The following is a 14,171-nucleotide window of genomic DNA, read 5'->3' on the forward strand; positions in this document are numbered from 1 at the left end:
TCCCGGGTGAGACAACCCCTTGCCGCTTCCGGTCGTTTACCACCCGCACTACTCCGCGCCACTGCCGAGCACCCATCGCTTTCCGATGGCGAAGTTCCGGCTGCTGCATCAACTCCTGCTGGAGCAGGGAGTCGTGCAGGCCGACGAGGTGCATCGGCCCTTGAGCATCGCCCGCAGAGATCTGGAGAGCGTCCATCCCCGCACTTATCACGAAGCCTTCAGCCGTGATCGCCTGACCCGACCTGAGCAACGTCGCATCGGGCTTCCGGCCACGCGGCCTTTGGTGCAGCGCACCTGGCTTGCCGTGGGCGGCACCCTGTTGACGGCACGACTGGCTCTCAAGCGGGGCTTGGCCTCACATCTGGCGGGCGGCACCCACCACGCCCACTCCGGCTTCGGGAGTGGCTTCTGCATCTTCAACGACTGTGCTGTCGCCGCTCGGGTGTTGCTGGGATCAGGGGAGGTGCGGCGAATTCTGATCGTGGATCTCGATGTGCACCAAGGGGATGGTTCAGCAGCCTGCTTTCAAGACGATCCCAGGGTGACCACCCTCTCGGTGCATGCCGCCAGCAATTTCCCCTTGCGCAAAGTGGACGGGGATATCGACATCCCCCTCGCCGACGGCACCAGCGATGACGACTATCTCGCTGCCATTGCCGACCGGTTGCCCAATGCCTTGGACACCATTGCTCCAGACTTGGTGCTCTACAACGCGGGCGTCGATCCCCATCGCGATGATCGGCTCGGCCGGCTCGCCCTCAGCGATGCAGGGTTGAAGATGCGCGATCGACTCGTGCTCGATGCCTGTCTGCGCCGCAGGATTGCAACCGCAACGGTGATCGGCGGCGGCTACGACGCCCTCACCCCCCTGGTGCAGCGCCACGCCATCGTGGTGCGTGCTGCTGCCGAGCAGGCTCGCTTGTTCGACCTTCCATGACTGAGGGAATCTCTAAGGCCATCCCCCCCTGGAGACCTCTGCTGCGCGCAGCCATGCAGCGAGAGGGACGCTCCGTTGCCGCCCGCTGGGTGCAACTGGCCACAACAGGACGCGACGGCGCACCTCGGGTGCGAACCCTGGTGTTCCGCGGCTGGGCCGGTGCAGACCAGCTCGAACTATTCAGCGATCAGCGCAGCGAGAAGGTGACGGAACTCGCCAACAATGGAGCCTCTGAACTGTGCTGGTTGTTCCCCAAAGCCCGCCAGCAGTACCGCCTGCGGGGAAAGGTGAAGCTGATCACAGCCACCGAACAACCTGAGCTCTGCCAGCAGCGCTGGCAAAATCTCTCCGACACAGGACGAGCCGTCTGGGGCTGGCCCACCCCGGCGGATCCGCTGAACCCCACAGCGGCCTTCCCCGATCAACTGGCTGAAACTGCACCGCTGCCAGAGCATTTCGTGGTGCTGAGGCTGCAGGTGATCAGCGTTGAGCGGCTCAACCTCGGCCCCCACCCCCATCAACGCACGCGTTGGAGCGCGGACACGCTCTGGCAAGAGCAACCGCTGAACCCCTGATCACCACCAACGCTCAACGCGACCAACCGACGGACGGCCGGGTTCACTGGGCACCGTCACCACCGAAAGCCGTTGCAGGTCCCGACGGTAATCAAAGCGGCAAAAGCCAACACCTGTGCCGGAACAGGCCGAAAGACTTTCGAGCGCAACAGAGGCCCAGCGCCGCTCCTCGGGCGTTGGCTTTTTTTCCGGCGCGGGACGCCAGCCATCGGCAATCAGGTGGCGATTCGCCTCGAGGATGGTTTGCCTGGCGCTGAGCTGCGGCTCAGGTCTGGCCAAGGCAGACCCGCCCACCAACCAAGGCAGCAGCAGCGACAAGACAACACAACGGGCCATGGAGAGGCTCATCCCTCTCTGACCTAGCCATGGATAGAGGCGCTGACCACAGGGGTCAGCCTGCGGTGAGCTGAGCGAGGGGTTGAATGCTGAGGGCGATCACCACACTCACCACAACGCCAAAGGCGGCTTTCCAGAGATCCGTGCCGATGACCTTGGCCAGACTGCCAGCCTCCCGGTTGGTGAACGGGAGATCTGATGTTTGTTGCTTGATCCGCAGGGCCAACTCACGGCCGCCGATCAGACCCAGAAACACCCAAGTGGTGCTGAGGGGGAAGCTGGAGAGGAAAGCCTTGTAGAGCAGGCAGAGACCGAACAACAGATCAATCAGCGTGGCCGAACGCAAATCGGAGCTGTTGGTCTTGGTGCGGAGCACGGCCTGGATCGGCCCACCCCCGGTGGCCACCAGAACACAAAGGCCCATGCAGAGCACCAGCGTGCAGATGAGCATCGGGACGAGGTCCAACTGGCGCGGCAGGAAGACAAAAATGTTGGCCAGGTCCTGCACTAGCCACATGCACCAAAGAAAGCCGGTGGAGAACCACTGCAGGCCGTACCAGACCTTGCTGGGGTCTTGGCCGTCCTGGGAACGACAGAACACCCAGCGCTCCAGCGACCACAACCCCAGGCCATAGGCGGCAAGACCCACGCCGAAGGCGAGGCCGTACCCCGTCAGCGAGCTGCTGAGCAGCGTGCCGATGTTGGCCGGCATGAACGATGACAACACCAGAAACGAGGTGCTCACCGGTGCTCCCCACTGGGTCAAGGCCACAACAGCGAGCGGTGGGAGCACATAGACCCAGGTGAACGGCTCGGGCCAAGGGAACTCCTTGCCAGGCACACTGAGTCGCCCCCAGGTGGGGTCAGCGTTGTTGAGGAACCAGCCCAACAGCAGCACTCCACAGGTCACCGAGCAGATGAAGAGCATCTGCACCGGCTTCGGCGTGCGTTTCCGGTTGGAGGAGAGATATGTGCCGAGGGTCTGGAGCGAATCGTTCGCCACCACGGAATAGGCCGCCAGCAGGAATCCGACGAGCATCCAGATGCTGACGTCCATGAATCCGATCAAGCCGATGGTTTGCCTTCCTTGTAAGGAGCTTTAGGGGGAACGTCGGTGCTCCAAGCCACTCAGACGTGTCGTGATCAAGAAATGTTGTGTGGTCGACGGTGATGCACCACCGGAGCGATTCGACCACGAACGCACGTTGACGGACGAATTGGTATTTAGGGATACACAACCAAATATCTTAAGAACGAACGGATTTGACCTCAGCCAAAGCCGAAGCCAAATCGCAGTTCCCGTCGGGCATCGCTCGGCCCGGCTTCCAAGCCCCTTAGCGGCTTGGCCCACGCATCATGAGCCGAAAAGAACGAGATTGCAGGACTGTCGGCGACGATTTTTCGACATTCACAAATTCCGTTCGAGACCGAATTTGGGACAGCTGCACGTCAAGGCTGTCCCATCAGTTCACCACCTTCAGGCTGCGAATCCCAGTGGCCTTGACCCAACTGGCGAGCGCATCGATATCAGCCCGCTCGGGAATGCAGATGCAACCCGTGCCGGGATAACAGCGGTGGATGCCCAGTGCACTTCGGGTCGTGTCGAAGCGAGGGGTCAGGTCAAACCAGAGATCATTCCCCAATGGTTCCGGACGCCCCAGGCTGTACTCACCAGCGGGCAAAGGGGCTGCATTGCCGGGGCTCCAGCGGCGATCAGCACTCTGGCGCCGGGCCACACCACTGGCTGCTGGCCAGCTGGCCAGCAGACGCGGGCCGCGATGCAGTTCAACCTTCCAGATGCGGTTGCCGTCCGGGAACAGCTCGGCCGTACGACGGGTGCTGAGCTGCAGTGGGCCGCCCTGCAGCAGCGCTGTTGTAGGCCCCTGTTGCCCAGGGAGATCAGCGGCCGTTGCAGCGACGCAGCTCCCCAACAGCACAGGCACCAGAAGGGCGTGGCGCAGCATCAGGATCGTCATGAACGGTGCACCCACTTTGGGGCTGCCACGATGGCTTGCAGCAGACCAAGCCTTGGTGGAAGTTCTCGATCTGTTTCCCCGCTCCATCCTTCGGGGCACCCTTCCGGGTCCTCTGCTCCAACAGCTGACTGCGCTGAGCGAAAGCGTGCTCGCCCATCCCGAGTCCAGCCCCGATGCATCAGCGAAGCTGGCGGGTCAATTGCGTCAGCAGCGCGAATTGAGGCCTGATCAACCCGGCGTGCAGGAGCTCAGCAACAACCACCTGCTGCCGGCCTGTGATCGCTGGATCCGCCATGTGATGGACCGTCAGCCTCCCCAGGGTCGCGGCCCCTGGGTTCCCGGTCGCTACCGCCTGCAGATGATTGATCTCTGGCTCAATTGCCAAACCGCCGGTGACTACAACCCCACCCACACCCATGGCGGCAGCTTCTCCGGAGTGATCTTTCTGAAAGTGCCACCGCAGATCACCGCCAACAGTTTTGATGGCCAACTCTGCTTCCACGGCCCGGAGGACTGGCACATTCAGTCATTCCGCACCGGCATGGCGCACTACGTGCTGCCTGTGCCCGGTGAGTTCTATGTGTTCCCGGCCTGGCAACCCCATTCGGTGATGCCCTTCCGCGGGGACGGGGAACGCTGGTCGCTGGCATTCAATGTGGTGGCGGCCCCCGGTGTTGCGCCCACAGCGATGCAGCAGCACGCCCCGCAGCAACAACCTCTGGGCAACGTCTCGCTCTCGAGTCAGCGACCCACGGCCAAAGGATTCTGAGGAGAACTGTCAGAGTCGTCCGATTGCATCTGTTCAGGATTCATGGGTGACTCCGCGCCGCTCCAACAGGCCAAAGCGATTGCAGCGGCGCTGGAGCAGCTGGCCGACCAGCTGCGCCCTGAGGTGATTCGAGCAGCTCGACTGGATGACGATGGACGCCGCGATCTCGACCGGATCGAGTACGCCCTCGGGACCATCGGCAAGGCCTTGATCCTGACGGACTATTCCATCGACGAAGAGAAGGACATCGACAAACTCAAGGCCTTCCGCGAGTCGCAGAAGGGAATGGGCTGAATTCAGATGCTGCTCCAGCGCAGCACCCGGTACTGAACGGCTCCATCTGGCGTCAGATCGAGCAGCCTTCCCCCCGGGTTATCGGCGCGATCCAGGGGGCAGGGCTGCACCGCCTTGAAACTGCAGAGGGTGGAGGGGCATCCGAGCAGCAGCACGTCAGGCCGCGTGGCCCAGGCCCCCTGCCAATGCTGATGGATGTGTCCAAACAGCAACGCCCGCAGGGCCCGATGAGGACGCAACAGCTCCTCATGACCTGCCTGATCGAGGAGGCTGATCGCATCCATGCCGGCATCACCGATGGCGATCGGTGGATGGTGAAGGGCGACCACCAGGGGCAGATCACGGCGCTCCGAACAACGCAGGCGCTGCGCCAGCCACTGGAGCTGAAGCGAGCCAAGGGCACCAGCGGCTGAACCCACCCGATGGCTACTCAGCAGCAGCACTCTCACGCCTTGCACCAACAGATCAGCGGCCACCAGGTGTGGATCACTGAGTTGAAGAATCCTCATCGCTCTCCGGAATGGACTGCCAGCCGCTGCTCCAGCGGGTTGGATCCTTGAGCTCACTCCAGAGCACCCGCTCGCGATGCGACGGAGCCAGCACAGCCGCCAACTCAACCCATCGCTGCGGACCACGCCCGCCTTGCGTGATCAGCTCGAAATGGCGGTAACCGGCCACCGGGCGCTGGCTGGTCCAGGCCCGGGCAGGACGCCAGGCCATCAGCTGGCGACGAACACCTGACTCACGGTGCTCTCAATCACGTGCCCCGAAGCCGCGATCATGTCGGTGTTGTCGGCGATGAATTGTTCCATCACCCCGGGAGCGGCTTGCATCACTGCGCAGACCTTGCTGGGGTCGTCCTTGCTGACACCCCGGTAGAGCGAGGTGATGCCAGCGATTTTCTGAAGCGGCAGGGATGCGTCATAGGTGGCGACCCATTCGGCAAATGACTTGGTGATGGTGAAGGTGAGGACGTGGGTTTCCATCGACCAGAACAACAACGTCGGCGGACGCTATCACCAACGTTCATCGTCCTCATCGGCGACCGTTGGGATCCGACGAGGGGCCTGATCCTGAGGGCAAGACAGCACTCTCATTAAGGCCTACTCTTGAGAATGAGCGAGGAGAAGCTGTGACATCGTCCTCCGCGCCTGCCGCAACGGACACCACCCTGCAGCAGGAGCTGCATCAGGACGGTCGCCGTCTGACCCCGCAGCGCAAACGGGTTCTTGAGCTGTTCGAGCGCTGTGGGTCCGGCTGCCACCTCAGTGCCGAAGAGGTGCACCAGCAGCTGGCGGCCCTTGAGATGAAGGTGTCTCTGGCAACGGTGTATCGCACCCTGCGCCTGCTGGCCGATATGGGTCTGCTCCAGGAACTGGAGCTCAGTGAAGGGGGTCGACGCTTTGAGCTCGCCGTTGACGATCACCGCCAACATCACCATGTGGTGTGCATCCGCTGCGGCCGTACTGAGGAATTCGAAAGTGAACCCGTGCTGGCAGCAGGAGCTGCCGCCGCTGCCCATGTTGGTTTTCAGTTGATTGAGTCGAGCCTGAACGTGCGTGCGATCTGCCCCAAATGTCAGGTATAGATCGCAACACCTGAATCATTCGGCGCGAAATTCCTTGTCATAGAGATCAGCCACCAGAAGCTCGATCAGCTGAACGGACACCAGTTCCTTTTCCCGTCTCAAAGTGTTCAGCAAGATCTGAACCTGGCGGTGATGCATCAATGACACTTCACCCATCTCAAACCATCGGGCACTGAGCAGGGTTTGAAGACGTTGGCGTGGCGACGATGGTGACATCAGATGCGCCCTGTTTCGCACACTGAAGCCAGCAGCACAGCCACTGAAAAGGCTTGAGCAACAGAAGTCTTCCGAAGCTTTTGTGAAGCAAAGCCGCGGGCTGCTTACTGAGGATGCTCGTTGCAGGGCATCCAATAGCGATCGCCCATGCGATGCACACCCTCACAACCCAATTGGCGCGCCTGTTCCTCCGCCTCTTCGCGACTGGGATAGGCCAGATAGCGGGGGTTGGTGGTGGAGCGGATCTGAATCAAGCCCATGCTCATCGGGCCGGCCGTGATCACTCCCATGGTGTTCACACCAACCGCCACCAATCCCATCCCGACGATGGCGGCATTGATCACGCCCATCGCGACCACACCAATCGAAACCACACCCATCGGCACCACACCGATGCAGATCACCCCCATCGGCACGATGCCGATGGAGATGGTGCCGAGGGGAGCCACGCCGATCGCGATCCGCTTCGGCTTGCTGCCGCAATGCCCGCCTTCAGTCATTGATCAGTGGGCTCCCTGGTGATCCGCATCACCGTGCTTGTCGCAGACCATCCACATCTCGCCCATCTGGTGAGCCCCCGTACAGCCAAAACCTGGGGCCGCCGCCTCGGCTTCAGCCTGCGTTTTGAACATTGCCTGCTTGGGCTTGCCGTGGGATCCGGCCATGGCCGTTGTTGCCGTGAGAATCAACGCGGCGACAGCAAAACAGATGCGTTGCAACGGGATGGCCTCTTCGCAGATCCACCCACTATGCCCATAACGCGCTGATCAGCCCTGAAGTGCGCCGCCACAACTTGAGCCGGCGCCAGCGGTGCAGCCAAAACAATGCGGGGCGGTGTGGATGGGCTGTTCCAGGGGAACGGCCTCAAGGCGGATCAGATCGCGAAGGTGACGCACCTCCCCGGGGCAGGACAGGCCGAGCTGCTGATTGAAATCACAGTCGTAGAGATAACCCTGCCAATCCACACTGATCAGCTCACGGCACATCACCGCCCCCAGATTGTCCGGGTTGTGTGCTTCCTCGAGAAGAGTCTGATAACGCTGCAAGTCGCCACTGCGTTCCAGTTGCTTGGCGAAACGTTGGATGGGCATGTTCGCCAACGTGAGCAGACGATCGAAGCGAATCCCCAACCCGCCCAAGACCTTCTTGTAATCCGCCTCCAAGGCTTGCTGGGGAGGAGGCAACACCGGACCCAGCGGGTTGTAAACGAGATCCAGCTGCCGGTTTGGATCACCCGTTCCATAGCCCAGGGCATTGAGCTGTCGCAGTCCGCTGATGCTGCGCTCAAACACGCCATCGCCCCTCTGTTGGTCAACGTTCTCGGCGCTGTAACAGGGCAGGGAGGCGGTGATGCAAACGCCCTGCTCCGCCAGGAATTCAGCCAAGTCGTCCTGGCCGGGTTCGCTGAGGATCGTGAGATTGCAGCGGTCAATCACGGCGGTGCCGCGAGAGCGTGCCTGGCGCACCAAAGCGCGAAAACCGGGGTGCAACTCCGGTGCTCCCCCCGTGAGATCGAGGCAGGAGATGGAATGCCGTTCAAGGATCTGCGGAATCAACGCCAGCAGATCCGCACTCATCATCTCGGTGCGGGTGGGCCCGGCATTGACATGGCAGTGGGCACAACTCTGGTTGCAGCGGTAGCCGAGATTGACCTGCAACGTTGTGAGCTGTCCGCGCTTCAGGGGCGGGAAAACGGTCTTAACAACAGCCACCGGCTCCACGCGGATGAGGCTGATTCTTCCAGACAGAACATGTCCTGGCGAAAGAGACGGATGCTCCCGCTGCTGAGCAGCTGATCAACCCACCCGGCGACGCTCAGCAAGCTGACGGAACCAGGCGATGTATTGCTCCGGGCCATCGGGCATGAGCGCGTCGATCCGCAGGGGATCCTCCGGATCGGTGATGCCCTGCAAGCTGCCATCGGCATGGCTGGGGCGATCCACTTCTCCATGGCTGCTGTCAACAAGAACAACCCGATTGGGCTGACCGCACCAGGCACCGAGTTCCTGCAGCAGGTTGAGGAAACCGCGATCACTTCCACCCCGCAACCAGCCCGTGCCATCAGCCGATGCCGTGGATGTGACCGTGTCTCCCACACCCACCAGCAACGGCATCCGTTCCGCGGGGATGCGCTGCTGCACCAACGCCAACAGCGCTTCGGGCTTGTGGGGAGCCGTTCGCACATTGAACGTCTCACCCAAAGGAGATTCACCCCAACGGCGCTGGATGTGCTGATTGAGCAGCACAAGGAGGCCGGCCTCCTTGATGGACCCGGTGAGCATGAATTGAATGTCGGTGGTTCCCACATCACCTGCAGCAGCGGGCTTGATCCGTTCCTGACCTTGCGCATCACGGCCCAGGTTGGGAGCCACATGCAGGAAGAACGATTCCTTCAGGCCCTGGTCGGCAGCCTCAGCAAGCAGCTGATGCATCAGCTCCGAGAGCATCGTCTGCAGGGCCTGCTGAGTGGTGACATCAGCCGGGACGAGTTCAAAAATCCCGTTGAGATTGATGGTGGGTGAAACCTGGGTGTCCAACACCGCAGCGTTGGCCACCTGAGCCAGATCATCCACACCCACCTGCGGCAACAGGCCCGGCAATCGCTCCATTAGGAGAGCTTCCATTCGGGTGGGGGCTGCAGCGAGAAAAGCCATTTCCGCCGGCGAGACCCCGGGGTGGCTCAAGTCGCCATAGCGATCCTGCAGCTGCACCCCTCCAGCCGCCAGGCCTGGCAGATAACGGCCCTCACGTTTGGCAAGGTCGGGGGCCCCGAGGGCCTGCTCCACGAGGCGGTTCACCCCGCGCCGCCCTTCGTGCTCACCGTTGGTCAACACAGCGAATTGACCATCCAAGACGGCGACCGCATCCATATAGGACAGATCCATTCGCCGCGTCAGTGGATCCTTCACCAGTTGCATGCAGACGCCGTCCAGGTCCTGCACGATCAACAGATCCTCAGCACCGGTGAGCTCCTGCAGCAACTGGTCGGGCGTCAAACGGGGCATCGAGGTTCAGGGGAGGTCTCTGCAGCCGACGGAGCAGCAGTGCACTTTCATCGCGCAACTGATTAGTGCCAAACCCGTAAGAAGTCCAGTGGGGGAGGCACTCAGAAGCATGGATGACAAGCGAAACACCGCAGCCAAGCCATCCGGCCAGCGAACATGACGGCCTTGATGCTCCTGCCATGCACCCCACCTGGACCGAACAGTGGTGGCCGATCAGCTATGTGCAGGACCTCGACCCCAAACAGCCGAGCCGGTTCACCCTGCTGGAACGGGATCTGGTGATCTGGTGGGATCGCGCCGCATCGCGCTGGCGGGTCTTTCCGGACGTCTGCCCCCATCGTTTGGTGCCTCTCAGCGAAGGGCGGATCAACGAGGAAGGGCTGCTGGAATGCCCTTATCACGGTTGGAGTTTCGAAGGTGGTGGCCAGTGCCAACGCGTGCCGCAGGCGCTCGAGAACACCCAGCCCAACAACCGTCGGTCCCGCTGCGCCAGCCTTCCCACTGCCACGGGACAGGGGCTGCTGTTCGTCTGGATGGGGGCACCCGATGCCGCGGACCCCAGTCAGCTCCCCCTGGTGCCAGCCCTGGAGGACAACCCCGACAGCTGGACGGTGCAGGACACCTTACGGGACCTGCCGATGGATGCCGTGACCCTGCTGGAGAACGTGCTGGATGTGAGCCACGTTCCCTTCACCCACCACAAGACCGTCGGCAAACGGGAGAACGCCGCGCCGGTGAAAGCTTCCATCACGGGGGAAGACGCCAGCGGCTTCACGGCCCACTGGGAGGAGGGGCCGCGTCGGGGCAAACTCGGCGCCCAATCCACCACCTTTCATGCCCCGCAGCTGATGTGGCATGACCTCACCGCCAAGGGCTTCGGGCGAATTCTCACGGTGGTTTACGCCGTTCCGATTCGCCGCGGCGAGTGCCGCCTCTTCGCCCGCTTTCCTTTCCAGTTCCAATCCGCCGTCCCACGGCTGCTGATCGGATTAAGGCCCCGCTGGTTGCAACACATCGGCAATCACAAGGTGCTGGAAGACGATCAGGTTTTCCTGCACTGGCAGGAGCGGGTGCTGGAGCGAGCCGGCGGCAGCCCCGCCGTGGAACGCAGTTTTTTCATGCCCACAACGGCAGACGTCTACGTGGCAGCGCTGCATCGCTGGTTGAACGCCAACGGCGGTGAGCCCTTTGCAGGCCAACCCCTGCCTCCACGGCAAAGCACTTCGGCGCTGATGGATCGATACAACAGCCACACCATCCATTGCCGCAGCTGCTCGTCGGCGCTGAAGCGGATTCGTGCGGCCCGCCCCTGGGCCTGGGCCCTGCTCTGGGGATCCGCCGTGCTTGTGGGCATCCAGCAGGGCAGCGGCTGGAGCGGCACCGGCTTGGTCACCGCCGCATCGGCGGCCCTCGCACTGCGTCAACTCAACCGCTGGGAGCAGGGGCTGACGATTGGCAACGGCGCGCCCCCCCGCAACCGCTGATCAGAGCCCCGGAACAGGAAGCAAGCTCGGCTTCACCTTGCCCTGGATGTCGACCTTGCCGCCGATGGTGACTTTGTTGTCGACAGACACGTCTGCCCGTACCGCAAGCGGGTCTTCAGCTGTGACGGACACAGCTCCTTCAACCGCCAGAGGGGCATTTCGCTGATGGTCACCGGGCCTTCGATCGCCAGGGGCGCAGCGCCACCAATGGTGACCTGCTCCTGAACCACAACAGGTAAAGCCGTATCGGAGCGGATGGTGACACTGGGCGGAAGCACCAACTTGTCGACCTGCAATCCGCCCTTGATCGCGATGGGAATGGGCCGACTCAACAGCTTGGCGGCCGTGACCGCCAGTACCAGGCTGGACAACACAACCGCTGCAGGCCAGCGGTACGCCATCAGCAGATCACTGCTGGTCACAGGCCTACAGGCAATGGTTTGAGCGCATTACAGCGTGTTTGAACCGGTCCTGCCCGTGATAACGCCCGCCCAGCCACATCAGGCCGCTGTCGACCAGATGTTTTTTGCTTGTACGCCGACGCAAAGGATTGACATTTCACATGTCCAGCACAACGGGATCCCCATCAATGCGTCCAACAAGGCATCCAACAAGGAAGGCAACATTGATATCAAACCCGACCAGAGCTTGCACCACGCAACAACGACACCGGTCAATCCCAAGAGATAAAATGGATGAAATTAAAGACCAGGGATGACGCTTTATCTCTACGGAGGCCCCAAGACCCGTGTTTCGATGCCGAAATGGTACTTGGCAGAAAAAGGAATTTCTTACGAATACGTCAAAATTGACCTGGCAGCTCGTCAAAACCTTGCAGCGAGCTACCTGGAAGTGAATCCTTTCGGCAAATTGCCCGCCCTCAAAGACGACACCAATGGCTTGGTGCTGTTTGAGTCGGGCGCCATTCTTCAGTATTTATCTGAGAATTACGCCAACGAAGTCCATGACGCCGCAACACGTGCTTCGATCAGCCAGTGGATTCTTTTTGCAAACTCGACTTTAGCTATCGCCTTGTTCGTTCCCTCAAACAAGGAACGGGAGTTTCCCCGACTGATGGCAAGCCTGAATGATATCTACACCAAGAAACAGTTTTTAGTGGGGGATGCCTGGACCGCAGCAGACTGCGCAGTCAATGCATACCTCGGCTATATCCCTATTTTCTATCCCAACGAAGATCTCTCGGCTTATCCCGAAATCCAAGCTCTCAATGAGCGAACACGATCCAACCCGAATTACAGAACAATCATGGGCCTTTGAATCATTCAATTGCCGTTGGATTTTCACGTCTTTCTTTCATTAAATTTCCTGCCTTGCTCGATGCTTCCAACTCCGCATCACCCAAGGGACTGGCGTCTGTCTGCTTTGAGCAGTCCCATCGGGAAAGCTGCTTAGTCTTGCCGGCATGCGCAATTCCTTCTTCGATCAGAGCCTCGACGCCGGCGCAATCCGTCGGCGCGTGCAGGAGCTCTCGACCGGCAAGGTGGGGTTCTACAGCGTTGGGCTTTATCCCGCCTCGCTGGCCTACAACTGCGCCATGCAGAACGCCAAAGGTCGTCTGCTGCTGGCCCCTCGTCCCGGCCGGGACCTTCTGGGAGCCTTCCCCCAGAAGACAATTGCAACGATGGACGATGAGCACGTGGAGACCGTGCTCAACATGGGCGGCCACCGCATCGGAGGTGAGCTGGTTGCCAACACCCTGAGCGATCTGATCCAGCGCTGCGAGCTTGTGGTGCTCAGCGCCAACAGCAACCACATCGAAGAAGACCTCCAGGAAGCCTGCCGCCTGCGCAAGGAGCTCCATCGGGAGCAGGTGGTGCTGGCCTGCCTGGCGGGATCCTTCAGCCATGACCCGATCAGCAACAGCGCCTATGTGCTGTGCGAACAACAACCCGAGCTCGCCTTCTTCTCCGGCTTCCACCGCCATGGGGCTCTGCGCAACCCCTTCGACAGCTTCACCGCCAACTTCTGCCATCCCAATGCCCTGACGGCCATGTTGGGGGCCCAACTGATGGATCAGCTGTCCCCGAACATCCAGGTCTCCGCCGGTGTTCACAACGTTGAGGGGCAGTTCATCAAGGCCGCCAAAAACATGGCCTCGGTGTTCGCCGGCTTCGGCTATGGCTTCCATCAGGACAACCCCGGGGTGTTGCCAACGCTGCTGACCCTGCTGCTGAACCAGTGCCTGGACCAGGCGGCCACCGTGTCGATGGCACGACCCGACCGTCAACGGCTGTACCACCGGCAGCCCTTTCCCCTGACGGAACTGGGCTACGCCGTCCCCAGAATTGAATCCACCCTGGTGCGCGATGGCGACTTTGAGCGGGTGCGGGACCACACCTTCAGCCAACTCACGGCGATGGTGGCCGATGTGCGCGGCAGCATGATGCTGCCGGTCTCCGGCAGCCCAACCCGCAACTTCCAGGCCGGGCAAGTGATGGCCGAGGCGATGCGCGATCAAGGCCGCTGCCCCCATTCCATGGAGGAGTTGGAGAAGTGGTGTGAAGCCGCAGGCCTGCGCAAAGGCGGACTGGAGGGGCTCAAATCCCTGCGGTACTGGCCACAGATCGCCCGCAAGTACGCCATCCCAGCCAACGACGCCTCGATGGTGAACCTGCTGTACATGGCGATTTACGGGCGGGCAGGCGTGAAGGAGACCGCCTACCGGGTGATGACGGAAAGCCGTGAACTCTCCAGCTACTGCCAGGAATCCGTGCGGCCCAGCCACAGCCGTCGCTACGCCGAGGCACTTCAGAACCTCGATGTTCCCAAAGCCCTCGAACTGGTGGTGAATGCCGTGATTGCCGACAACGCCAATCAGGCCATGGGCAGCAAAATGGCCCTGAACGAGAACGGTGAGACCGGGGCACCGGCCTACCTGGAGCTCATGGATGTGATCGAAAGCCAGCTCGATGCCTGAGTCGGCTGTGGTTCTGCACACCTGAACGGGGCAGAGCACCGGAAGAACGGCAA

At 61.5% G+C, this 14,171-nt stretch carries 21 protein-coding genes; 9 read left to right on the plus strand and 12 right to left on the minus strand.

Going from position 1 to position 14,171, the window contains the following annotated elements:
- The first annotated feature begins 19 nt into the window (after window positions 1-19).
- Together DXY33_RS05120 and DXY33_RS05125 are read left to right on the plus strand one after the other, a co-directional pair.
- A complete protein-coding gene (locus DXY33_RS05120; protein ID WP_115132021.1) occupies window positions 20-937 on the plus strand; it encodes a histone deacetylase in 918 nt (305 codons plus the stop codon).
- On the plus strand, window positions 934-1,512 hold the full coding sequence (locus tag DXY33_RS05125) for a pyridoxamine 5'-phosphate oxidase family protein (RefSeq protein WP_115132022.1): 579 nt from the start codon (window positions 934-936) through the stop codon (window positions 1,510-1,512). The genes DXY33_RS05120 and DXY33_RS05125 overlap by 4 nt, the downstream gene beginning before the upstream one ends.
- Here the strand turns inward: DXY33_RS05125 and DXY33_RS05130 are convergent, their stop codons facing one another.
- The 3 genes from DXY33_RS05130 to DXY33_RS05140 all read right to left on the minus strand — a co-directional run bounded on the left by DXY33_RS05130 (window position 1,513) and on the right by DXY33_RS05140 (window position 3,824).
- A complete protein-coding gene (locus DXY33_RS05130; protein ID WP_244275867.1) occupies window positions 1,513-1,860 on the minus strand; it encodes a hypothetical protein in 348 nt (115 codons plus the stop codon).
- 43 nt (window positions 1,861-1,903) lie between these two features.
- Window positions 1,904-2,905: a hypothetical protein gene (locus DXY33_RS05135; protein ID WP_244275869.1), complete on the minus strand. Its 1,002-nt coding sequence runs from the start codon at window positions 2,903-2,905 to the stop codon at window positions 1,904-1,906.
- 406 nt (window positions 2,906-3,311) lie between these two features.
- On the minus strand, window positions 3,312-3,824 hold the full coding sequence (locus DXY33_RS05140) for a hypothetical protein (RefSeq protein ID WP_244275871.1): 513 nt from the start codon (window positions 3,822-3,824) through the stop codon (window positions 3,312-3,314).
- Window positions 3,825-3,879: 55 nt separating this feature from the next.
- On the opposite strand from DXY33_RS05140, the gene DXY33_RS05145 reads away from it, so the two are divergent.
- Window positions 3,880-4,593: a putative 2OG-Fe(II) oxygenase gene (locus tag DXY33_RS05145; RefSeq protein ID WP_115132239.1), complete on the plus strand. Its 714-nt coding sequence runs from the start codon at window positions 3,880-3,882 to the stop codon at window positions 4,591-4,593.
- 42 nt (window positions 4,594-4,635) lie between these two features.
- A complete protein-coding gene (locus DXY33_RS05150; RefSeq protein ID WP_114987861.1) occupies window positions 4,636-4,887 on the plus strand; it encodes a hypothetical protein in 252 nt (83 codons plus the stop codon).
- Window positions 4,888-4,889: 2 nt separating this feature from the next.
- On the opposite strand, the gene DXY33_RS05155 is transcribed toward DXY33_RS05150, so the two are convergent.
- Genes DXY33_RS05155 through DXY33_RS05165 form a run of 3 tightly spaced genes read right to left on the minus strand, consistent with a single transcriptional unit; the run spans window position 4,890 to window position 5,873 of the window.
- Entirely contained in the window at window positions 4,890-5,363 is a 474-nt protein-coding gene (locus tag DXY33_RS05155; protein ID WP_244275873.1) for a hypothetical protein, read from the minus strand.
- Between the two features lie 10 nt (window positions 5,364-5,373).
- Window positions 5,374-5,607 carry a TIGR02450 family Trp-rich protein gene (locus tag DXY33_RS05160; RefSeq protein WP_115132024.1) on the minus strand — a complete coding sequence of 78 codons (234 nt, stop codon included), beginning with the start codon at window positions 5,605-5,607 and terminating at the stop codon, window positions 5,374-5,376.
- Window positions 5,607-5,873: a DUF3764 family protein gene (locus DXY33_RS05165; protein ID WP_114987863.1), complete on the minus strand. Its 267-nt coding sequence runs from the start codon at window positions 5,871-5,873 to the stop codon at window positions 5,607-5,609. The genes DXY33_RS05160 and DXY33_RS05165 overlap by 1 nt, the downstream gene beginning before the upstream one ends.
- Window positions 5,874-6,019: 146 nt before the next feature.
- On the opposite strand from DXY33_RS05165, the gene DXY33_RS05170 reads away from it, so the two are divergent.
- The gene (locus tag DXY33_RS05170) at window positions 6,020-6,475 is read left to right on the plus strand and encodes a Fur family transcriptional regulator (RefSeq protein WP_115132025.1); all 456 of its coding nucleotides are present in this window, start codon (window positions 6,020-6,022) and stop codon (window positions 6,473-6,475) included.
- Between the two features lie 15 nt (window positions 6,476-6,490).
- Here DXY33_RS05170 and DXY33_RS05175 read toward each other — a convergent pair whose 3' ends face one another.
- From DXY33_RS05175 to stpA, 5 genes are all read right to left on the minus strand, one after another.
- Entirely contained in the window at window positions 6,491-6,691 is a 201-nt protein-coding gene (locus tag DXY33_RS05175; RefSeq protein ID WP_115132026.1) for a hypothetical protein, read from the minus strand.
- Window positions 6,692-6,795: 104 nt separating this feature from the next.
- Entirely contained in the window at window positions 6,796-7,191 is a 396-nt protein-coding gene (locus DXY33_RS05180) for a GLTT repeat protein (RefSeq protein WP_045172888.1), read from the minus strand.
- A 3-nt stretch (window positions 7,192-7,194) separates the two neighbouring features.
- Window positions 7,195-7,410 (minus strand): DUF3721 domain-containing protein, encoded by a 216-nt coding sequence (locus DXY33_RS05185; protein WP_244275875.1) that lies wholly within the window; start codon window positions 7,408-7,410, stop codon window positions 7,195-7,197.
- Between the two features lie 48 nt (window positions 7,411-7,458).
- A complete protein-coding gene (arsS, locus tag DXY33_RS05190) occupies window positions 7,459-8,412 on the minus strand; it encodes an arsenosugar biosynthesis radical SAM (seleno)protein ArsS (RefSeq protein ID WP_115132028.1) in 954 nt (317 codons plus the stop codon).
- A 75-nt stretch (window positions 8,413-8,487) separates the two neighbouring features.
- Entirely contained in the window at window positions 8,488-9,696 is a 1,209-nt protein-coding gene (stpA, locus tag DXY33_RS05195) for a glucosylglycerol 3-phosphatase (protein WP_115132029.1), read from the minus strand.
- A 179-nt stretch (window positions 9,697-9,875) separates the two neighbouring features.
- Between stpA and DXY33_RS05200 the strand changes: the two genes are divergently transcribed.
- Entirely contained in the window at window positions 9,876-11,180 is a 1,305-nt protein-coding gene (locus DXY33_RS05200; protein ID WP_115132241.1) for a Rieske 2Fe-2S domain-containing protein, read from the plus strand.
- A 32-nt stretch (window positions 11,181-11,212) separates the two neighbouring features.
- Here the strand turns inward: DXY33_RS05200 and DXY33_RS05205 are convergent, their stop codons facing one another.
- Complete coding sequence (locus DXY33_RS05205) at window positions 11,213-11,602, minus strand: hypothetical protein (protein WP_244275877.1); 390 nt, start codon at window positions 11,600-11,602, stop codon at window positions 11,213-11,215.
- Between the two features lie 34 nt (window positions 11,603-11,636).
- Between DXY33_RS05205 and DXY33_RS05210 the strand changes: the two genes are divergently transcribed.
- From DXY33_RS05210 to DXY33_RS05220, 3 genes are all read left to right on the plus strand, one after another.
- On the plus strand, window positions 11,637-11,870 hold the full coding sequence (locus DXY33_RS05210) for a hypothetical protein (RefSeq protein ID WP_115132030.1): 234 nt from the start codon (window positions 11,637-11,639) through the stop codon (window positions 11,868-11,870).
- A gap of 24 nt (window positions 11,871-11,894) precedes the next feature.
- Entirely contained in the window at window positions 11,895-12,458 is a 564-nt protein-coding gene (locus tag DXY33_RS05215; RefSeq protein ID WP_115132031.1) for a glutathione S-transferase family protein, read from the plus strand.
- Window positions 12,459-12,603: 145 nt separating this feature from the next.
- Window positions 12,604-14,118: a hypothetical protein gene (locus DXY33_RS05220; RefSeq protein ID WP_115132032.1), complete on the plus strand. Its 1,515-nt coding sequence runs from the start codon at window positions 12,604-12,606 to the stop codon at window positions 14,116-14,118.
- Window positions 14,119-14,171 lie beyond the last annotated feature (53 nt).

The sequence above is a fragment of the Synechococcus sp. N26 genome, assembly GCF_900473975.1.
Taxonomy (GTDB): domain Bacteria; phylum Cyanobacteriota; class Cyanobacteriia; order PCC-6307; family Cyanobiaceae; genus Parasynechococcus.